At 39.6% G+C, this 21,135-nt stretch carries 22 protein-coding genes; 14 read left to right on the plus strand and 8 right to left on the minus strand.

Features of this window, described 5'->3' with window-relative positions; genetic code table 11:
* Position 1 precedes the first annotated feature (1 nt).
* Entirely contained in the window at positions 2–853 is an 852-nt protein-coding gene (locus tag HMPREF3279_RS04235; RefSeq protein WP_070868184.1) for an SDR family oxidoreductase, read from the minus strand.
* A 165-nt stretch (positions 854–1,018) separates the two neighbouring features.
* Here HMPREF3279_RS04235 and HMPREF3279_RS04240 point away from each other — a divergent pair, with 165 nt between their 5' ends.
* The 11 genes from HMPREF3279_RS04240 (at position 1,019) to HMPREF3279_RS04290 (ending at position 9,037) form a co-directional block, all read left to right on the plus strand.
* A complete protein-coding gene (locus tag HMPREF3279_RS04240; protein ID WP_070868185.1) occupies positions 1,019–1,375 on the plus strand; it encodes a winged helix-turn-helix transcriptional regulator in 357 nt (118 codons plus the stop codon).
* A 59-nt stretch (positions 1,376–1,434) separates the two neighbouring features.
* The gene (rsmG, locus tag HMPREF3279_RS04245; protein WP_070868186.1) at positions 1,435–2,046 is read left to right on the plus strand and encodes a 16S rRNA (guanine(527)-N(7))-methyltransferase RsmG; all 612 of its coding nucleotides are present in this window, start codon (positions 1,435–1,437) and stop codon (positions 2,044–2,046) included.
* 140 nt (positions 2,047–2,186) lie between these two features.
* Entirely contained in the window at positions 2,187–2,561 is a 375-nt protein-coding gene (locus HMPREF3279_RS04250; protein WP_070868187.1) for an ATP synthase subunit I, read from the plus strand.
* Between the two features lie 21 nt (positions 2,562–2,582).
* Positions 2,583–3,371: a F0F1 ATP synthase subunit A gene (gene atpB, locus HMPREF3279_RS04255; RefSeq protein WP_014064469.1), complete on the plus strand. Its 789-nt coding sequence runs from the start codon at positions 2,583–2,585 to the stop codon at positions 3,369–3,371.
* 54 nt (positions 3,372–3,425) lie between these two features.
* Positions 3,426–3,680: a F0F1 ATP synthase subunit C gene (gene atpE, locus HMPREF3279_RS04260; RefSeq protein WP_005629249.1), complete on the plus strand. Its 255-nt coding sequence runs from the start codon at positions 3,426–3,428 to the stop codon at positions 3,678–3,680.
* Positions 3,681–3,729: 49 nt separating this feature from the next.
* Positions 3,730–4,200 (plus strand): F0F1 ATP synthase subunit B, encoded by a 471-nt coding sequence (gene atpF / locus HMPREF3279_RS04265; RefSeq protein WP_005699161.1) that lies wholly within the window; start codon positions 3,730–3,732, stop codon positions 4,198–4,200.
* A 12-nt stretch (positions 4,201–4,212) separates the two neighbouring features.
* Positions 4,213–4,746 (plus strand): F0F1 ATP synthase subunit delta, encoded by a 534-nt coding sequence (atpH, locus tag HMPREF3279_RS04270; RefSeq protein ID WP_070868188.1) that lies wholly within the window; start codon positions 4,213–4,215, stop codon positions 4,744–4,746.
* Positions 4,747–4,758: 12 nt separating this feature from the next.
* Entirely contained in the window at positions 4,759–6,300 is a 1,542-nt protein-coding gene (atpA, locus tag HMPREF3279_RS04275) for a F0F1 ATP synthase subunit alpha (RefSeq protein WP_049365101.1), read from the plus strand.
* Between the two features lie 18 nt (positions 6,301–6,318).
* Positions 6,319–7,188, plus strand: coding sequence for a F0F1 ATP synthase subunit gamma (gene atpG, locus HMPREF3279_RS04280; protein WP_005694946.1), 870 nt, complete (start codon positions 6,319–6,321; stop codon positions 7,186–7,188).
* 16 nt (positions 7,189–7,204) lie between these two features.
* The gene (atpD, locus tag HMPREF3279_RS04285) at positions 7,205–8,578 is read left to right on the plus strand and encodes a F0F1 ATP synthase subunit beta (RefSeq protein ID WP_005694944.1); all 1,374 of its coding nucleotides are present in this window, start codon (positions 7,205–7,207) and stop codon (positions 8,576–8,578) included.
* A 30-nt stretch (positions 8,579–8,608) separates the two neighbouring features.
* Positions 8,609–9,037: a F0F1 ATP synthase subunit epsilon gene (locus HMPREF3279_RS04290; RefSeq protein ID WP_005699104.1), complete on the plus strand. Its 429-nt coding sequence runs from the start codon at positions 8,609–8,611 to the stop codon at positions 9,035–9,037.
* Between the two features lie 50 nt (positions 9,038–9,087).
* On the opposite strand, the gene ilvA is transcribed toward HMPREF3279_RS04290, so the two are convergent.
* The 6 genes from ilvA to HMPREF3279_RS04320 all read right to left on the minus strand — a co-directional run bounded on the left by ilvA (position 9,088) and on the right by HMPREF3279_RS04320 (position 15,956).
* Positions 9,088–10,629 carry a threonine ammonia-lyase, biosynthetic gene (gene ilvA / locus HMPREF3279_RS04295; protein WP_070590949.1) on the minus strand — a complete coding sequence of 514 codons (1,542 nt, stop codon included), beginning with the start codon at positions 10,627–10,629 and terminating at the stop codon, positions 9,088–9,090.
* 84 nt (positions 10,630–10,713) lie between these two features.
* Positions 10,714–12,552, minus strand: coding sequence for a dihydroxy-acid dehydratase (gene ilvD, locus HMPREF3279_RS04300; RefSeq protein ID WP_070590951.1), 1,839 nt, complete (start codon positions 12,550–12,552; stop codon positions 10,714–10,716).
* Between the two features lie 69 nt (positions 12,553–12,621).
* Entirely contained in the window at positions 12,622–13,260 is a 639-nt protein-coding gene (locus HMPREF3279_RS04305) for a hypothetical protein (RefSeq protein WP_143422660.1), read from the minus strand.
* Entirely contained in the window at positions 13,257–13,475 is a 219-nt protein-coding gene (gene ilvM / locus HMPREF3279_RS04310; RefSeq protein WP_070868190.1) for an acetolactate synthase 2 small subunit, read from the minus strand. The genes HMPREF3279_RS04305 and ilvM overlap by 4 nt, the downstream gene beginning before the upstream one ends.
* 1 nt (position 13,476) lies before the next feature.
* On the minus strand, positions 13,477–15,132 hold the full coding sequence (gene ilvG / locus HMPREF3279_RS04315) for an acetolactate synthase 2 catalytic subunit (RefSeq protein WP_070868191.1): 1,656 nt from the start codon (positions 15,130–15,132) through the stop codon (positions 13,477–13,479).
* 185 nt (positions 15,133–15,317) lie between these two features.
* Complete coding sequence (locus HMPREF3279_RS04320; RefSeq protein ID WP_070775162.1) at positions 15,318–15,956, minus strand: tellurite resistance TerB family protein; 639 nt, start codon at positions 15,954–15,956, stop codon at positions 15,318–15,320.
* Between the two features lie 159 nt (positions 15,957–16,115).
* Here HMPREF3279_RS04320 and HMPREF3279_RS04325 point away from each other — a divergent pair, with 159 nt between their 5' ends.
* Both HMPREF3279_RS04325 and HMPREF3279_RS10095 read left to right on the plus strand, forming a co-directional pair.
* Entirely contained in the window at positions 16,116–17,630 is a 1,515-nt protein-coding gene (locus HMPREF3279_RS04325; protein WP_070868192.1) for a sodium-dependent transporter, read from the plus strand.
* Positions 17,631–17,632: 2 nt separating this feature from the next.
* Entirely contained in the window at positions 17,633–17,731 is a 99-nt protein-coding gene (locus HMPREF3279_RS10095; protein ID WP_111327440.1) for a methionine/alanine import family NSS transporter small subunit, read from the plus strand.
* Between the two features lie 57 nt (positions 17,732–17,788).
* Here HMPREF3279_RS10095 and cpdB read toward each other — a convergent pair whose 3' ends face one another.
* Entirely contained in the window at positions 17,789–19,762 is a 1,974-nt protein-coding gene (cpdB, locus tag HMPREF3279_RS04330; protein ID WP_070868193.1) for a 2',3'-cyclic-nucleotide 2'-phosphodiesterase, read from the minus strand.
* Between the two features lie 232 nt (positions 19,763–19,994).
* On the opposite strand from cpdB, the gene HMPREF3279_RS04335 reads away from it, so the two are divergent.
* A complete protein-coding gene (locus HMPREF3279_RS04335) occupies positions 19,995–20,999 on the plus strand; it encodes an ornithine carbamoyltransferase (protein WP_070868194.1) in 1,005 nt (334 codons plus the stop codon).
* Positions 21,000–21,135 lie beyond the last annotated feature (136 nt).

The following is a 21,135-nucleotide window of genomic DNA, read 5'->3' on the forward strand; positions in this document are numbered from 1 at the left end:
ATTAGTGGGATAAAGCTTGTTTCACTGCTACATCCAATCCTGCTGTTGGACGGCCAAGCAATTTCTCAAGGGTTTTGTCTTCTGAGAATAATGCACCGTTTGATGCATCTACATCCCATTGTGCAATTAAGCCTGCAAAGCCTTCATCTAATCCTGCTTGCACAAGTGCAGCGGTATAATCTGCTGCAGGAATATCTACGTAAGGGATATCTTTACCTGTTTGTTTGCTGATTTCTGCTGCAAGGTCGGCTAATGTCCAACTGGTTGATCCGGCAAGTTCGTAAGTTTGGTTTTCATGACCTTCACTTAATGCGACGTTTACCGCTGCTTCAGCAAGTTCTGCACGGAATACAGACGAAATTTTGCCGTTTTTTGCTGAACCGTAGAAAGCATTATTTGCTAATGCTGCCGGAATTGAAGCCGTGTAGTTTTCGGTGTACCAACCATTGCGTAAAATGGTGTAAGTAATGCCTGAGGCTTTTAGTGCAGCTTCAGTTTCAACGTGCTCACCGGCAAGAGATTTCACTGTGTTGTCGTTGGTTGCACCGAGTAAGCTGGTGTAGATAATATGTTTCACGCCTGCTTTTTTCGCTGATTCAATTACGTTGTTGTGTTGTACAAAACGCTGACCTATTTCATTACTTGATACCAAAATTAATGTATCTACGCCTTGTAATGCTTCTACTTGTCCTTCTGTTTTTGAATAATTAAATTTGCGAGCTTCTACACCTGAAATTTTTTCTGGAGAGCGTACAAGCGCAAGAACGTTTGCTTGTTTTGCTTTTAATAAGTCTAATGCGATTGAGCCAAATTGACCTGTTGCACCAGTAATTGCGATAGTTTTAGTTGTCATGATGTTTTCCTTCTCGTTAAGTTGAAATGATGTTTGAACATTTGATTGTTCGCTTGATGTGGCGTATTATATTTTAATACTTACTTTTGAGAAGTACTTACATAAACGTAAGTTTTGGAATTTTTTAAAAATAATTTTCAAATTGTGATTTTTAAGGAATTAAAAATGGAAAAAAATTTAAATCGTGGGAACGTACTGGCTTCAGCTTGCCCTTCTCGCCAAATTTTGCAACATTTAACCAGCCGTTGGGGCGCATTAGTGTTAGTGAGTTTACATTCTGGCACCAAGCGTTTTAGTGAACTTCGCCGTGCTATTGATGGCGTAAGCGAGCGTATGTTGACTAAAACCCTGCAGGAATTGGAGGCTGATGGTATGTTAATCCGTAAATCCTATAATACCGTGCCACCGCAAGTGGATTACACATTAACAGAATTTGGAACAGAGGCTTCTAATAAGATGTTTGAGTTAGTGGATTGGTTGGAAACAAATTTAGGGAATATTTTAGCAAGCCAGAAGAAATAATGTTTCAAGGTAGGCATTTTCAAGTAGAATGACGACAAACAGACAAGATAGATAGAAAAATGAAAGCAAAACTCGAAAATTTACTGACTCAAGCTGAAATTCAATTAACAGATCGACAAAAAGATCAACTTATTCAGTTAGTGCAATTACTCAATAAATGGAATAAAGCCTATAACTTAACCTCTGTGCGTGATCCACAGGAAATGTTAGTGAAACATATCTTGGATAGTATTGTTGTTAGTCCTTATTTACAAGGGGATCGTTTTATTGATGTAGGAACCGGTCCAGGCTTGCCAGGTCTGCCTCTAGCCATTATTAATCCTACCAAGCAATTTGTCTTGTTAGATAGTTTAGGTAAGCGTATTAGCTTTATTCGAAATGCAGTACGTGAGTTAGGACTAACAAATGTAGAACCCGTTCTTAGCCGCGTTGAGGAATACCAACCTGAACAAAAATTCGACGGTGTACTAAGTCGTGCATTTGCTTCGTTAAAAGATATGACAGATTGGTGTCATCATTTGCTAAAAAAAGATGGATATTTTTATGCCTTGAAAGGCATTTATCACGAAGATGAAGTTCAAGAATTAGACAAAAAATTCGAAATAAAAGACGTGATAACTTTACATGTCCCTGAGCTTGTAGGTGAACGACATTTAATCGTTTTACGATAAAACACACTTTTTTTGTGATGATTTTGTGAATATTTTTTTAAAAGTGTGATTTGTTTAACATTTTTTAGTGGTTTAAAAGTTGAAACTCTTTGTAGCGCGGGTATAATTAGATAGTTTTTGTATTTTAAAAAAATAAGATAATGTCTAAGGTTTTAACACAGGCTAAAAATCGATATCAAAAGGCGATAATTATTGAGTCGGTTTGTCTTGTTGTTTTTGGGGTATTCCTTGCAATTTGGCAAGGTGAAAGTGCGGTAGATTTCAGTTTAGGATTTATCAGTGCTTTTGTACCATTTTGTGCTTTTGCTTATATTGTTTTTTTTCGCAAACAAGATTTTTCAACAAAATTAACAGCATTTTATCGTGGTGAAGCGTTAAAGTTTATACTAACGATTGTGCTTGTGGGGGTGTCCTTTAAATGGCTTGCTATCTCACATTTTATTTTGTTTTTTGTTGGTTTTTTTACAGCATTAGCGTTGAATAATGTTATTCCGTTTTTGTTAAATAGATCTTAATTTTTCTACAAAGGGTTGACTATGTCTGGACAAACAACTTCCGAATATATTAGTCACCACTTGTCTTTCTTGAAGACAGGTGATGGTTTCTGGAACGTTCACTTCGATACGCTTTTTTTCTCAATTGTATCGGCAGTGATTTTCTTGTTTATCTTTTCTCGTGTTGCAAAAAATGCTACGACAGGCGTACCAGGCAAAATGCAATGTTTGGTTGAAATTGTTGTAGGTTGGGTTGATGGTATTGTGAAAGAAAACTTTCATGGTCCGCGTAATGTGGTCGCACCAATTGCTTTAACCATTTTCTGCTGGGTATTCATTATGAATGCTATCGACTTAATCCCAGTTGATTTTCTTCCTCAATTTGCCGGTCTTTTTGGTATTCATTACTTAAGAGCAGTACCAACAGCAGATATCAGTGCAACATTAGGTATGTCAATCTGTGTATTCTTTCTCATTCTTTTCTATACAATTAAATCAAAAGGTTTTGGTGGTTTAGTTAAAGAATATACACTCCACCCTTTTAATCATTGGGCGTTTATTCCTGTAAACTTTATTCTTGAAACGGTAACTTTATTAGCTAAACCGATTTCTCTTGCTTTCCGTCTTTTCGGTAATATGTATGCAGGGGAATTAATCTTTATTCTTATCGCTGTGATGTACTCTGCAAATGTGGCCATTGCAGCATTGGGAATCCCATTACACCTAGCTTGGGCTATTTTCCATATTTTGGTTATTACGTTACAAGCATTCATCTTTATGATGTTAACGGTGGTTTATTTAAGTATTGCTTATAACAAAGCAGAACATTAATTTTTATTAACCGGCTCTAGGGCTAAACTTAACTTCTATCTATTGGAGAACATTATGGAAACTGTAATTACAGCGACAATCATTGGTGCATCAATTCTTCTTGCATTTGCTGCATTAGGTACTGCAATCGGCTTTGCGATCTTAGGTGGTAAATTCTTAGAATCATCTGCTCGCCAACCTGAATTAGCATCTAGCCTACAAACTAAAATGTTTATCGTGGCTGGTCTTTTGGATGCGATTGCAATGATTGCTGTTGGTATTTCATTACTTTTCATTTTCGCAAACCCATTCATCGGTTTATTACACTAATCACCTTATTTGCTTATCAACGTAAAACAAGCATAGTAAGGAGGACGTTGTGAATTTAAATGCAACATTGATTGGTCAACTTATTGCGTTCGCACTTTTTGTGTGGTTCTGCATGAAGTTTGTTTGGCCACCAATTATTAATGCGATTGAAACACGTCAAAGCCAAATTGCGAACGCCTTAGCGTCAGCTGAAGCAGCGAAAAAAGAGCAAGCAGATACTAAAAATCTTGTTGAACAAGAACTTCTATCTGCAAAAGTACAAGCTCAAGAAATTTTAGATGCTGCAAATAAACGTCGCAATGAAGTGTTAGACGAAGTGAAGGCAGAAGCTGAAGAACTAAAAGCAAAAATTATTGCTCAAGGTTATGCTGAAGTAGAAGCAGAACGTAAACGTGTTCAAGAAGAATTACGAGTTAAAGTGGCTTCATTAGCAGTAGCGGGTGCTGAGAAAATTGTGGGTCGTTCTATTGATGAAGCGGCAAACAATGACATTATTGATAAATTAGTTGCAGAGTTATAAGAGGCTTAGCTTATGTCAGAATTAACTACAATAGCTCGCCCTTATGCAAAAGCTGCATTCGACTTTGCCATTGAACAAAGTGCGGTTGAAAAATGGACTGAAATGTTAGGTTTTGCTGCAGCCGTAGCTGAAGATGAAACGGTAAAAGCTTACTTAAGTAGTTCTCTTTCTGCACAGAAATTAGCTGATACAGTAATTTCTATTTGTGGCGAACAATTGGATCAATATGGGCAAAATCTTATTCGGTTAATGGCTGAAAATAAGCGTTTGAGTGCGATTCCTACCATGTTTGAAGAATTTAAACATTATGTGGAAGAACATCAAGCTATTGCAGAAGTTGAAGTAACTTCAGCACAACCATTGAATGCAACACAAATCGAAAAAATTGCAGCTGCAATGGAAAAAAGATTAGCTCGCAAAGTGAAATTAAATTGCAATGTAGATAGCTCACTGATTGCCGGTGTAGTGATTCGTACAGAAGATTTTGTGATTGACGGAAGTAGTCGTGGACAACTTGTTCGTCTCGCAAATGAGTTGCAATTATAAGAGGAATACAAGATGCAACTAAATTCAACTGAAATTAGTGAATTGATTAAAAAACGCATCGCTCAATTTGACGTGGTGAGCGAAGCCCGTAATACAGGGACAATTGTTTCTGTAAGCGACGGGATTATTCGTATTCATGGCTTAAGCGATGTGATGCAAGGCGAAATGATCGCCTTACCAGGCAACCGTTACGCAATGGCACTTAACCTTGAACGTGATTCTGTTGGTGCGGTAGTAATGGGTCCTTACGCAGATTTAGCGGAAGGTATGGAAGTACAATGTACTGGCCGTATTCTTGAAGTACCAGTTGGTCGAGGTTTATTAGGTCGTGTGGTAAATACACTTGGTCAACCAATCGATGGTAAAGGTGAAATTGAAAACGATGGTTTCTCTCCTGTTGAAGTCATTGCACCAGGTGTTATCGATCGTAAATCTGTTGATCAGCCTGTACAAACTGGTTATAAAGCGGTTGACTCCATGGTTCCAATCGGTCGTGGTCAACGTGAATTAATCATCGGTGACCGTCAAACTGGTAAAACAGCATTAGCAATCGACGCAATCATTAACCAACGTGATTCGGGTATTAAATGTATCTATGTAGCAATCGGTCAAAAAGCGTCAACTATTGCAAACGTAGTGCGTAAATTAGAAGAGCATGGTGCGCTTGAAAACACTATCGTTGTTGCGGCATCTGCATCTGAATCAGCTGCTTTACAATATTTAGCGCCTTATGCTGGTTGTGCAATGGGTGAATATTTCCGTGATCGCGGTGAAGATGCGTTAATCGTTTACGATGACTTATCAAAACAAGCCGTTGCTTATCGTCAAATTTCATTATTATTACGTCGTCCACCAGGTCGTGAAGCATATCCAGGTGACGTATTCTATCTACACTCACGTTTACTTGAACGTGCAGCACGTGTAAATGAAGAATACGTAGAAAAATTCACTCAAGGTGCAGTAAAAGGAAAAACTGGTTCTTTAACCGCTCTTCCTATTATTGAAACTCAAGCTGGTGACGTTTCAGCATTCGTTCCAACCAACGTAATTTCGATTACCGATGGTCAGATTTTCTTAGAATCTAACTTATTTAACTCTGGTATTCGTCCAGCGGTAAACCCTGGTATTTCGGTATCTCGTGTGGGTGGTTCTGCACAAACTAAAGTAGTGAAAAAATTAGCTGGTGGTATCCGTACCGCATTAGCTCAATATCGTGAATTAGCGGCGTTTGCTCAGTTCGCATCTGACCTTGATGATGCTACCCGCAAACAACTTTCTCACGGTGAAAAAGTCACTGAATTATTGAAACAAAAACAATATGTACCGCTTAGCGTAGCAGAGCAATCTGTGTTGCTTTTCGCGGTTGAGTTTGGCTATTTAGAAGATGTGGAATTACAAAAAATTGCAAGTTTTGAAGCCGCACTTTTAGATTACGCTCGCCGTAACCACAGCGAGTTTATGGCTGAATTGACCAAAACCGGTAATTACAATGATGAAGTTAAAGCATCATTGAAATCGATTTTGGATAACTTTAAAGCCAACAGCGCGTGGTAAAAGTAACGGAGAAATAAGATGGCAGGTGCAAAAGAGATAAAAACCAAAATTGCCAGTGTACAAAGTACACAAAAAATTACAAAGGCAATGGAAATGGTGGCGACCTCGAAAATGCGTAAAACGCAGGATCGTATGTCGGCTTCTCGTCCGTATTCTGAAACAATACGAAATGTTATCAGCCACGTCTCTAAAGCAAGTGTTGGTTATAAACACCCATTTTTAATTCAACGCGAAGTGAAAAAAGTCGGGATCTTAGTGGTCTCGACTGACCGCGGAATGTGTGGTGGTTTGAACATTAACTTGTTTAAAACCGTCATGACAGAAATCAAACAATGGAAAGATAAAGGTGTTAATGTTGAATTGGGTTTAATTGGCTCAAAAGGCATTAGCTTCTTCCGTTCATTAGGATTACCTGTCCGTGCACAACTTTCCGGTTTGGGTGATAATCCGACAATGGAAGACTTAATTGGTGTAGCAAACGGTATGTTTGGTAGCTATAAAGACGAAGAAGTAGATGCAGTTTATATTGCCTACAATAAATTCGTTAATACAATGGCGCAAAAACCTGTTTATCAACAATTAATACCATTACCGGCATTAGAAACCGATAATTTAGAGCAAAGACAAAGCACCTGGGATTACCTTTACGAGCCAGAGCCAAAAGTCTTATTAGACAGTTTGCTTACTCGTTATTTGGAATCACAAGTGTATCAATCTGTGGTAGATAACCTTGCTTCCGAGCAAGCTGCTAGAATGGTAGCAATGAAAGCGGCAACTGATAATGCAGGTAATTTAATCAATGACTTGCGATTAGTTTACAATAAAGCCCGTCAAGCAAGTATTACAAATGAATTAAACGAAATCGTCGCCGGCGCGGCAGCGATTTAATGAAAGAGGAACGGTAATGTCAGCAGGAAAAATTGTACAAATCATCGGTGCGGTGATTGACGTTGAATTCCCACAAGATGCAGTACCAAAAGTTTACGATGCATTAAAAGTTGAATCAGGTTTAACCCTTGAAGTTCAACAACAATTAGGTGGCGGTGTAGTTCGCTGTATCGCATTAGGTACATCTGACGGCTTAAAACGTGGCTTAAAAGTAGAAAATACGGGTAACCCGATTCAAGTTCCAGTAGGAACTAAAACGTTAGGCCGTATTATGAACGTATTAGGTGAACCAATCGATGAGCAAGGTGAAATTGGCGCGGAAGAAAATTGGTCTATTCACCGTCCAGCACCAAGCTACGAAGAACAATCTAACAGTACGGAATTATTAGAAACTGGTATCAAAGTTATCGACTTAATTTGTCCATTCGCAAAAGGTGGTAAAGTAGGTCTATTCGGTGGTGCGGGTGTAGGTAAAACCGTTAACATGATGGAATTAATCCGTAATATCGCGATTGAGCACTCAGGTTACTCCGTATTTGCGGGTGTAGGTGAACGTACTCGTGAAGGTAACGACTTCTATCATGAAATGAAAGATTCTAACGTATTAGATAAAGTATCATTAGTTTACGGACAAATGAATGAGCCACCAGGTAACCGTTTACGTGTTGCGTTAACCGGTTTAACTATGGCAGAGAAATTCCGTGACGAAGGTCGTGATGTATTATTCTTCGTGGATAATATCTATCGTTATACCCTTGCTGGTACTGAAGTATCTGCGTTATTAGGTCGTATGCCATCTGCGGTAGGTTACCAACCAACATTAGCAGAAGAAATGGGTGTGTTACAAGAACGTATCACTTCAACCAAAACAGGTTCTATCACCTCTGTTCAAGCGGTATACGTACCTGCGGATGACTTAACTGACCCATCTCCGGCAACAACTTTCGCGCACTTAGACTCAACAGTTGTATTAAGTCGTCAAATTGCGTCTTTAGGTATTTATCCTGCGGTTGACCCATTAGATTCAACTTCACGTCAATTAGACCCACTCGTTGTTGGTCAAGAGCACTATGATGTAGCGCGTGGCGTACAAGGTATCTTACAACGTTATAAAGAATTAAAAGATATTATCGCAATTCTTGGTATGGACGAGTTATCTGAAGATGACAAACTTGTGGTAGCACGTGCACGTAAAATTGAACGTTTCTTATCACAACCGTTCTTCGTTGCTGAGGTATTTAACGGTACTCCAGGTAAATACGTTTCTTTAAAAGAAACTATCCGCGGCTTTAAAGGTATTTTAAACGGCGAATACGACCATATTCCAGAACAAGCGTTCTACATGGTCGGTACAATCGACGAAGCGCTAGAAAAAGCCAAAAATATGTAATCACTTCAAGTCATTTGAAGGAGAACAAAAATGGCGACATTTAACCTAATAATAGTCAGCGCAGAGCGAAAAATCTTTGAAGGTGCTGTGAAACAAATCCAAGCAACAGGTGTGGAAGGTGAACTAGGTATTTTACCAAACCACACCCCTTTGATGACGGCGATTAAGCCAGGGATTGTTAAATTTACTCTCGAAGATGGCAACGAAGAAGTTATCTATGTTTCAGGCGGCTTCTTAGAAGTTCAACCTAAAGTAGTAACGGTACTTGCCGATGTTGCAATTCGCGGTAGCGAGTTAGATGCAGATCGTATTCGTGAAGCAAAACGTAAAGCGGAAGAAAATATTGTGAATCACGCTGTTGATGTGGATCATGATTTACTTGTAGCTAAACTTTCTAAAGAGTTAGCGAAACTTCGTGCTTACGAACTTACTGAAAAACTCGTTAAATCAAAACGATAAGTTAATGATAATAAAAAAGAGCGGTTATTTTGACCGCTCTTTTTGTTTTTCTATCGTAAGAAATATCGATACGCTTTACTTTCACTCACATCTTCATAAACATAGCCGAGTTCAGCTAAAGCTTTTTCAAATTCTGCGTTATCTTTTTCGCCTAATTGGAAAGCTGCAAGAATATTACCGTAATCAGCTCCATGAGCACGGTAATGGAATAATGAAATATTCCAACGTTTACCCAAAATTTCTAAGAATTTAAGTAAAGCGCCTTTTTGTTCTGGAAATTCAAAGCTATAAAGTCGTTCATGATGATTAGAAACTCGTCCACCCATTAAATAACGCACGTGAGTTTTCGCAATATCATCATCAGACATATCTTCTACATCAAAGCCGTTTTTCGTTAAATCAGCAATAATTTCCGATTTTTCAGCTTCATTAGCCGTGCGCACACCAACGAAAATACAGGCTTTTTGATTATCTGCATAACGATAACTGAATTCTGTTACTGCACGATTACCGATGACATGGGCAAATTTTAAGAAACTGCCTGGTTGTTCAGGCATGGTTACAGCCAGTAAAGCTTCACGGTTTTCACCAATTTCGCAACGCTCTGAAACATAACGTAATGTATGGAAGTTCAGGTTGGCACCAGATAAAATCGCTGCCATATTTTTGCCTTCTAGATTGTTTTGTTTCACGTATTTTTTTAAACCAGCTAGACCTAGTGCACCAGATGGTTCAGCAATTGCCCGCACATTTTCGAATAAATCTTTCATTGCCGCACAAACTTCATCGCTATCTACTAGCACCATACCGTCTAAATATTTTTGACACAAACGGAATGTTTCGTCACCAATACGTTTTACTGCTACGCCATCGGCAAATAGCCCAACATGTGCTAGATCTGTAGGTTCACCTTTTTCTAAGGCGGCATTCAAACAGGCTGAATCTTTGGACTCGACACCAATGACTTTGATTTCCGGCATAAATTGCTTGAGCAAAATGGCTACGCCAGCGGCGAGACCACCGCCTCCGACTTGCACAAAGACATAATCCAAATCAGCCACCTGTTGTAGCATTTCCATCGCCAATGTGCCTTGACCTGCGATAACCAATGGATGATCAAATGGCGGGATAAATGTCATATGTTTAGATTTTGAAAGCTCAATGGCTTTGGCTTTGGCTTCATCAAAATTGGCTCCGTGTAACAGCACTTCGCCACCAAAACCACGAACGGCATCCACTTTAATGCTCGGTGTATTTTGTGGCATAACAATTAACGCTTTTAAGCCAAGCTGTTTAGCAGATAAAGCAACACCCTGTGCATGGTTACCTGCAGAAGCCGCAATGACACCTGCTTGTTTTTGTTCATCAGAAAGGCTGGAAATCATTGCATAAGCACCACGAAGCTTAAAGCTATTTACTGGCTGGCGGTCTTCACGCTTAATCCAAATATTATTATGTAGGCGATCAGACAATTTGCCCATTTTTTGTAGTGGAGTTACGGTAGCGGCTTCATATACTCTGGAGCCAAGTTTGACAATCGCGTTAATGTAATCCGATTGAGAGGGTTGAGGATTGGTGAGTAGGTTTTTCATGGTATTTGTTGTTTATGATGAAGTGCGGGTAATTTTTTCTTTGTTTTATTTCTCCCTCTCATAAAAGAGAGGGAGAATCAGACACTATTTTAAAAGTGTTTTATCACGAACGGCACCTTTATCCGCAGAAGTAGCGAAGTGACCAAATACTTTTAATGCAAAAGACACTTCACGTTCACGGTTAGCTGGTTGCCAGCCTTTGGTATCTTGCTCGGTACGGCGTTTTGCTAATTCTTCATCGCTGATTTTTAGATTAATCGCGCGATTTGGAATATCGATTTCGATAATATCATCATCATGTACTAAGCCGATCGCACCGCCAGAAGCGGCTTCAGGAGAAGCGTGACCAATAGATAAACCAGATGTACCGCCAGAGAAACGACCATCTGTTAATAAAGCACATTTTTTACCTAAGCCCATAGATTTTAAATAGCTGGTTGGGTATAACATTTCTTGCATACCTGGGCCACCTTTTGGACCTTCGTAGCGAATGACTACCACATGGCCTTCTTTCACTTTGCCACCTAAAATACCGGCTACCGCATCTTCTTGGCTTTCAAATACGATTGCTCGACCGGTAAATTTCCAAATAGACTCATCCACACCCGCCGTTTTTACGATACAACCGTCTTTAGCTATGTTACCGAATAATACGGCTAAGCCGCCTTCTTGAGAAATCGCATTTTCTTTATTACGAATACAGCCGCCTACACGGTCATCATCTACGCTATCCCAGCGACAATCTTGTGAGAAGGCTTGCGTGGTGCGAATGCCTGCCGGACCTGCACGGAAGAATTTGTGTAATTCTTCGTCTTTATTGCGGATGATATCGTATTGGTTTAATTGCTCTTCTAAAGTCATACCTAATACGGTTTTGGTGTTACGGTGGATTAAACCTGCACGATCTAGTTCGCCCAATAAACCCATAATCCCACCTGCACGATGTACATCTTCCATGTGGTATTTATTGGTATTTGGCGCGATTTTGCTTAAGCAAGGCACAACGCGTGATAAGCGGTCAATATCTGCCATTTTGAAATCTACACCCGCTTCTTGAGCAGCTGCTAATAAGTGTAAAACGGTATTACTTGAACCACCCATCGCAATATCTAAACTCATTGCATTTTCAAAGGCTTCAAAGGTGCCAATTGAACGAGGCAATACGCTTTCATCATCTTGTTCATAATAGCGTTTGCAAAGTTCAACAATTTGACGACCAGCTTTTAAGAATAATTCTTTGCGGTCAGCGTGGGTTGCCAACATAGAACCATTGCCCGGTAAAGATAAACCTAGCGCTTCAGTTAAGCAGTTCATGGAGTTTGCGGTGAACATGCCTGAGCAAGAACCACAGGTTGGGCAAGCGCTGCGTTCAATGGCATCAACATCTTTATCGCTGACATTCACATCGGCGCTTTGGATCATTGCATCAATTAAGTCTAATTTGATGAGCTGATCGGAAAGTTTGGTTTTACCCGCTTCCATCGGACCGCCTGAAACGAAGATGGTTGGAATGTTCAAACGCATTGCCGCCATTAACATTCCCGGGGTGATTTTGTCACAGTTGGAAATACATACCATTGCATCAGCACAGTGAGCATTAACCATATATTCCACGCTGTCTGCGATTAAATCACGGCTTGGTAAGGAATAAAGCATCCCGCCGTGGCCCATCGCGATACCGTCATCTACTGCGATAGTATTGAATTCTTTTGCCACGCCGCCAGCTTTTTCAATTTCAGCCGCGACTAGTTGCCCCATATCTTTTAAATGAACATGCCCTGGTACAAATTGGGTGAATGAGTTCACCACCGCAATAATCGGTTTACCAAAGTCATTTTCTTTCATCCCTGTTGCACGCCATAAGGCACGTGCACCCGCCATATTACGACCTTGTGTACTGGTCGCTGAACGTAGTTTTGGCATAAATAATCTCTCCAAGTAAATTTTTAGGGTTCGTTGAATTATTCGATATAATTAAGTTTATAAATACAATTATTTAGATAAAGAATCTACAGCTTGAAATGGTAATGTAATAATTGCTAATGGAATCATAAGAATAGCAACACCTCCCCAAACTAAAGCCATTGAAGCTCCATCTGTGGTTCCTTCATAATCAAAACTTGTTGATTTTTTATATTCAATAAAATTTGTTTTTAATGGTTTAGATAGCTTTCCTTTAATTAGTATCTCATCTTTATTCTGAAGTTTTACAAGCTCACCATGACTTATTCCAAAAAGTAAGTCAGGATTTCCCTGAGATGATTTGTAAACATCACGTTTATTAAATAAACTTTCTATCTCTTTTTTAGTCAATTTTTTGCTATCAAGTTCAATAAATATGAATGCTTTAATTTTGTTATCTTCACTATTTTTTTCAATACGATCTATGCGTGCTTCTTTAAAAGCTTTCATATCTTTAGAGTTTAAAAAATTAATGAAATTTTGCACATCTTCAGATTTAGAAGAAGAGAACTGATAGCTATTTAAATCCCCTACAGCATAAATATTATTATTTGCAATAAAAAAGGCTTGAATCACCTCTGTTTGCTTAGATATTTCTTTTTCTTGTGTTGTTGTACATCCAAATACAAACAAAATAGAAATAACAAGTAAGATAAATTTTTTCATCATTTTATTCCTAATACATCCGGCAATTTCGCCAATTGATTCACCAACAAATCAAAAGTGCGGTCAGATTTTACAGTGATTTTTAACTGCACTTGGGTGTCTACCAATGCCATATCCATATTAGTCACGGTAAAGCCACGTAAACGAATAACACGTAATACTCGTTCTAAAACCTCTGGGCGATGTTGAGCAGTCAATTCAAAAGTATATTGGTTCATCTTAAATTTCCTCCAACATATCGGCATTACACGCACCTGGTGGGACTAATGGCCACACACATTCTTCAGGTGGAATGCATACTTGTAATAAATAGGCTGTTTCACTATTTAATAAGCGATTAAGTGCCGCATCTACATCATCAGCACGCTCAATGCGTTCAGCTGGAATATCAAAGGCTTTTGCCAACATCACGAAATCAGGGTTATCTTCTAAAATGGTTTCAGAACGGCGTTTGTTCCAGAAAAGGTCTTGCCATTGACGCACCATGCCAAGGCGTTGGTTATCTAACAGCAAAATTTTTACCGGTAATTTGCCGCGTTTGATAGAGCCTAATTCCTGAATGTTCATCATCAATGAACCATCACCCGTCACTAAAATCACTTCATCATGAGGGCGTGCTTTTTTCGCGCCTACCGCTGCTGGTAAACCAAATCCCATGGTGCCGAACCCCGCAGAGGTAATATAGTTTTCTGGTGCAAAATGGCGCATATGTTGTGCAGACCACATTTGATGTTGACCCACATCGGTGCAAATCACCGCATTTTGAGGTTTACGCTGAGAAAGTGTGTTAAGCAATGACCAAGGGTCAATAGGTCGGTTGCCTGCATTGTCAATATAAGTGAAATCGAGTTTGGCTTTCAATGCTTGAATGTGTGCTCGCCAATCGTCAATTGCAAGCGGGATACTTAAAGCCTCTAAAACTTGAATTAAATCACCTTGAAGGGCAACATTTGCTACACGAAGTTTGTTGATTTCTGCTGCATCAATATCACAATGAATCACTTTCGCATGTGGCGCAAAACTGTCTAATTTACCGGTCACACGGTCATCAAAACGCGCACCGCATACTAACAATAAATCACATTCTTGTACGGCAATATTTGCGGCTCTTGTGCCATGCATACCAATCATGCCCATATAAACGGGATCGGTTGGGTTAATTGAGCCTAAACCTTTCAATGTTGAAACGGATGGCATTTTGGTGATTTGTAGGAATTTTTTGACTGATTGTGTGGCTTTCGCCATACCTACACCGCCACCTACATAAAGCACTGGTTTTTTCGCTTGTGCCAATAATGCTTTTGCTTCAGTTAATTTTAATTCTGAAAGTGCGGTTGGTTTTACGGTTGGTTTGATAATAGGTTTTACATGTTCAGGTACATCGCTCACTTGGATGTTACGAGGCACATCAATGAGAACTGGACCAGGTCTACCACTTTGTGCAATTTGGAAAGCAGAGGCAATAATTTCGGGGAGTTCTTCAATGGATTGCACAATGTAGCTATGCTTGGTGCAAGCAAGAGATAAACCTAAAACATCGGCTTCTTGGAAAGCATCGGTACCGATAAGGGGAGCGGCCACTTGGCCAGTAAATGCAACGATTGGTACAGAATCAGCAAAGGCATCGCCTAAACCGGTAATTAAATTGGTGGCGCCAGGGCCTGACGTTGCGACACATACGCCGACTTTGCCTGTAGAGCGCGCATAACCAATCGCGGCTATTGCGGCACCTTGTTCGTTACGGCAAAGGAGATGATCAAGACCTGAGTCATAGATGGCATCATAGGTTGGCATGATTGCCCCGCCTGGGTAGCCGAAAAGATCGGTTACGCCATGCGCTTTTAAACATTGGATAATGAGTTGTGCGCCTGTCATGTTGCTTCCCGTTTTTATGATTATTGAATAATTTTATAAACACTGAAGTTCAGCATTGTAGCGGAATTTTTCGCCTTTGGTTAGGTTTTAGCGAAAAAACCAATGAAAAAAACACGATAACAAACATTATCGTGTTTTTGAATGAAAAGTGCGGTCAGAAAACATGATGTTTTCTTTGTGTAAAATTAGAAGCCTGCTTGTTTTTCTAATTGTTCCACAAGCGCATCGTCTAAGCCTAACGCTTTTGCTAAGTCTGCTAAGAAAATGATTTCTTTGCGAGATAAATCTTTGCTTACTAAACGAGCCGCTAAGTACACATTGCTTGCAAGTGCAGTATCGTTGCCTACAAGACGTGCAATTTCATTGATAGAAATTGGATTTTGGATTTCTTGTGCAAGCCATTGTGCTAATTCAGGGTTGTTACCCGCTTCGTTTGCAATAGTTTGTTTTTCATCTTCAGTAATTTCACCATCAGCTGCCGCTGCGGCGATCATGGTGCGTAAAATTAATTCGCCTGCATCGACATGGCTTGATGAATTTAATACATCAAACGCATTTTCTGAGATGTTTGGTTGGCTGCTTTGTTGGGATTTTTGATAGTTTTGGTAAGCTTGATAAGCAAGGTTACCTAAAACGGCAAGTGAGCCTAATTTTGCTAAGCTTGCACCACCGCTACGGCCTAAAATCATCGATAAGATACCGCCTAACGCTGCACCACCACCTACTTTGGTAATAGAGTCGATAGTTTGGTTGCCAGTTTCAAGTTTGCTTGCAGAGTTTTTAGCGACATTTAAAACTTGATTTAAAATGCTGTTGATATCCATAAATGTTTCCTTTTGGTTGTTAATAGAGATCAAATTTGCCCTTTAGACAGTAAATTTTAAAAAAAATTCACTATTTTTAACCGCTCTTTTAACCAAGTCCTTGACTCGGTTTTAGAATTCATTATATTGAAATCTTTCTTCATTAAAAAGGAACTTAATATGACGCAGTCAAACGCAAAGCGTGAGACCTTCTCTGGTCGGAAAGCATTTATTATGGCGGCAATTGGATCCGCTGTTGGTTTAGGAAACATTTGGCGTTTCCCTTATACCACTTATGAAAACGGGGGCGGTGCATTTATTATCCCTTATCTTATTGCACTTTTAACCGCTGGTATTCCATTGCTTTTCTTAGATTACGCAATCGGTCATCGCCATCGTGGTGGTGCACCACTTTCTTATCGTCGTTTCAACCCGCACTTTGAAGTGTTTGGTTGGTGGCAGGTGATGGTGAACGTCATCATCGGTCTTTACTACGCAGTAGTATTAGGTTGGGCGGCAAGCTACACCTACTTCTCACTTAATTCTGCCTGGGGCGATAAACCAATTGATTTCTTCCTACACGAATTCTTAAAAATGGGCGATATCAGCAATGGTGTGAGCTTTGAGTTTGTTGGCATGGTGACAGGCCCATTAATCGCAGTATGGTTAGTCGCATTAGGCGTACTTTCTTTAGGTATTAAAAAAGGGATTTCTAAATCTTCAGACATCTTAATGCCTGTTTTAGTGGTGATGTTTGTGGCGTTGGTTGTTTATTCTTTATTTCTACCGGGTGCAGAAAAAGGCTTGAATGCGTTATTTACACCAGATTGGTCAAAATTGTCTAACCCAAGTGTGTGGATTGCGGCTTACGGTCAAATCTTCTTCTCTCTTTCTATTTGTTTCGGGATTATGATCACTTATGCGTCTTACCTGAAAAAAGATTCTGATTTAACAGGAAGTGGTTTAGTTGTTGGCTTTGCGAACTCAAGCTTTGAAGTACTTGCAGGTATCGGTGTATTTGCGGCATTAGGCTTTATTGCCGCTGCACAAGGTATGGAAGTGAGTGAAGTGGCAAAAGGCGGTATTGGTTTAGCTTTCTTTGCATTCCCAACCATCATTAATAAAGCACCATTTGGTGAAGTGTTAGGGGTATTGTTCTTCGGTTCATTAACCTTCGCGGCATTAACTTCATTTATCTCTGTTATTGAAGTAATCATTTCAGCGATTCAAGATAAACTCCGTTTACGTCGAGCAAAAGCGACCTTTATTGTGGGTTTACCAATGATGGTGGTTTCAGTGATTTTATTCGGTACCACAACCGGTCTACCAATGCTTGATGTGTTGGATAAATTCGTAAACTACTTTGGTATTGTAGCGGTAGCATTTGTTTCATTAATTGTGATTGTAGCAAATGAAAAACTTGGCTTATTAGGTAAGCACTTAAATGAAAGCTCTTCATTCAAAGTCGGTTTCCTATGGCGTTTATGCATTGTAATCACCACGGGTATTCTTGCCTTTATGTTATTGAGTGAAGGTGCGAAGGTATTTACAGAAGGTTATGAAGGTTATCCAAGTTGGTTCGTAAATACCTTTGGTTGGGGTATGGCAATTTTGCTTGTAGTCGTTTCGTTCATTCTTTCTCGCTTAAAATGGAAAAATGAAGAGAATCTCAATCTTGAAGAAAAAGGAGAATAAAGATGACAGGTATTGCACTTACAATGATGATTGTGTCGCTTTTGATTATTTGGGGCGGCTTGATCTTTGCTTTAATTAGACTTCCAAAAGAAGAAAAATAAGGTCAAAATTGACCGCACTTTAAAATAAGTAGGGCGTGCTGAGCACGCCCTTTTTTGTTATTTCGATAAATCGATTTGATATACCGCAAATCCCACTTCATCAGTGCCGACTTTCTTCATTGGGTATTGAGCATTGTCTTGAATAAATTTCGCTGCTTGTTCGCTTGGCGAGGTTTCAAAACGCACGTCTAATTTATCGTTACCTTTAATCGGTGCAAAACGCCAGTTTTTATCCGCACTTGGGTTTACATGGCCATGTTTTTCGCTTTCTGCTTTGATGTAATCCGCAAGGATTTGGCGGTTTTCATCAGGAGAAGCGTAAACAATGTGTGCATCGCCTGTGCCTGGGAATTTATTACCGTAAGCGCGATAGTTGTTAGTCGCAATTAAGAATTCTGCTTTTGGATCAACTGGTTTACCTTGGTAAGTTAAATTTACCACACGGTGTGAGTTCGGGTTAATCAATTTGCATTCGCCGTCATAACGCGCTGGTTGAGTAAGGTCGAATTCATAATTTACGCCGTCAATCACATCGTAGTTATAAGTACGGAAACCTTCCCAATCAAGTAAAAATTGTGGTTTGTCGCTTGCAGGGTCGATTTGTTTAAACATACCTGCGCTACATTCCAACCATTCTTTCAGCTCTTCACCGGTTGCTTTCACAACAACTAAGGTATTTGGATAGAGGTATAAGTCTGCTGCGTTACGGAAGGTTAATTCACCTTTGTTCACTTCTGTATAGCCAGTAGGGTCATTTTTACGGCCACCTGCTTTAAATGGTGCGCCTGCACTTAAAATTGGTAAACCCGCCATTGCCGCAACACTTGGGGCCACTTTTTCAACGTAAGCTTTTTGTGCTTGGTTCACAATTTGAATCGTTGGGTCATCTTGCACTAACGCTAAGTAGCTGTACATGTTATCGGTCGCTTTACCGATTGGCTGTGCCACGAATTCACGAGTTGCTTCATGCACAGGTTTTAAAAGTGCGGTCAATTCTGCGTCACTTTCTGTGGTCGCTTTTTTGTTTTCTGCATCGTAAATTGGGCGAAGTGCCGCTTTACCATCAGCCACTAACCATTTGCCGTTGTGTTGAGCAAGGGTTAAGTCGATTACACTGATGTTGTTTGCCCAGTAGCCTGCCATACTTTCAGGCACACCTTTTACGGTACCTTTAGCAATATCTGCATTTGGTGATTTTGCAAACTCTTTATTCGGGAATAAACGGTGAGAGTGACCGAAAACGATCGCATCAATGTGTGGTACATCAGCAAGGTAGAATGCTGAGTTTTCTGCACCTTCTTGATATGGCTCATCAGATGGGCCAGTGTGCGCAAGTGCCACAATAATATCTGCGCCTTTTTGTTTCATTTCTGGTACATATTTTTGTGCGGTTTTCACGATATCGCGAGTTTCTACTTTACCTTGTAAGTTTGCTTTATCCCACACCATAATTTGTGGTGGCACAAAACCGATATAACCGATGTTTAGTTTGTGCGTTTTACCTTGGCTATCCACCACTTCTTTGGTTTGAATCACATAAGGCGTGAAATAGGGCTCTTCGGTACCGACTTTCACTACGTTAGCATTGATAATTGGGAATTTCGCTTGTTTAATTGCATCGGCTAAATAATCTAAACCATAGTTAAACTCATGGTTACCTAATGTGCCTACTTCATAGTGCATTGCATTTAAGCAATCTACAGCTGGGTTTGGTTTGCCTTCTTTATAACCTTTCGCGGCTTGATAGTCAGCAATTGGGTTACCTTGGATTAAGTCACCGTTATCAACTAAAACGCTGTTTTTCACCTCTTGACGCGCCTGACGAATCAAGCTTGCTGCACGGGTAAAACCGAATTTCTCAGTAGGTGCATCTTTGTAGTAATCGAAGTCAGTTAAAAAACTGTGAATATCGGTCGTTGCTACGATACGTAAATCGACTTGTGTGTCGCTTTTCGCAAAAGCAAAACGGCTCGCACTCAACGCTAAAATGCTGCTTGCGCCAAGTTGGATGAAATCTCTTCTGTTGATCATATGTGCTCCTGTTGTGTGAGAATCGACGGGATTTTAAATCTCTTTTATATATAAAGAAAGTGCAATATAAAGTTCTGGGATGAAGTGTGATGAGCATCACAAAATAAAGGATTGAATTTTGTTGCAAAACTCCGCATTTGGGACAAAAATAGGCTATCCAATCCAATAGAAATTAAGTCATTCATAGTAAGGTAGCCTGCATTTATTAATGGCATCCGATAAGGAGATCGCTATGGCTTTTAATCTTAAAAATAGACACCTATTGAGTCTTGTTCATCATTCAGAACGCGAAATTAATTATTTGTTAGATTTATCACGTGATTTGAAACGTGCGAAATATGCAGGAACAGAGCAACCTCAGCTTAAAGGTAAAAATATCGCACTTATTTTTGAAAAGACATCAACGCGTACTCGTTGTGCCTTTGAAGTCGCTGCTTATGATCAAGGTGCTAGAGTGACTTACATTGATCCAAACTCCTCTCAGATTGGACATAAAGAAAGCATGAAGGATACAGCTCGAGTTCTTGGGAGAATGTATGATGCGATTGAATATCGGGGCTTTAAACAAAGTACCGTGCAAGAACTTGCGGATTATGCAGGTGTGCCGGTGTTTAATGGTTTAACGGATGAGTTTCATCCTACACAAATGCTCGCGGATGTTCTCACGATGATTGAGCATTGTGACAAGCCACTTCATCAAATAAGTTATGTGTATATTGGTGACGCACGCAATAACATGGGGAATTCTCTTTTACTAATTGGATCAAAACTAGGGATGGATGTGCGAATTTGTGGCCCTAAGGCTCTATTACCTGAAGCCAGTTTTATTGAAATGTGTAAAGGTTTTGCTAAAGAAAGCGGTGCGCGGATTACTGTAACGGAAGATATCGATAAAGCTGTAAGCGGCGTTGATTTTGTGCATACTGATGTTTGGGTTTCAATGGGTGAACCATTAGAAGCTTGGGGAGAACGTATTAAGTTATTACTTCCTTATCAAGTAACGCCTGAACTCATGAAGCGTACAGGTAATCCAAAAGTAAAATTCATGCACTGTTTACCTGCATTCCATAATAGCGAAACCAAAGTGGGTCGCCAAATTGCTGAAAAGTATCCTGAATTAGCAAACGGCATTGAAGTGACTGAAGAGGTATTTGAGTCGCCGATGAATATTGCATTTGACCAGGCAGAAAACCGTATGCATACGATTAAAGCAGTCATGGTAGCGAGTTTAGCTTAGTAAAGATCTCGATAAATGAGTACATTTATTAATCATCTATTTTAAGAATAATTTATTTCCATACTTTTTGTGGTTTTATTTTTATGTGAAAAATTCAATTTATTTTTTGATAATGATCACATTTTTTGAAAAATAT

Source organism: Haemophilus sp. HMSC71H05, assembly GCF_001838635.1.
GTDB classification, from domain to species: Bacteria; Pseudomonadota; Gammaproteobacteria; order Enterobacterales; family Pasteurellaceae; genus Haemophilus_D; species Haemophilus_D parainfluenzae_R.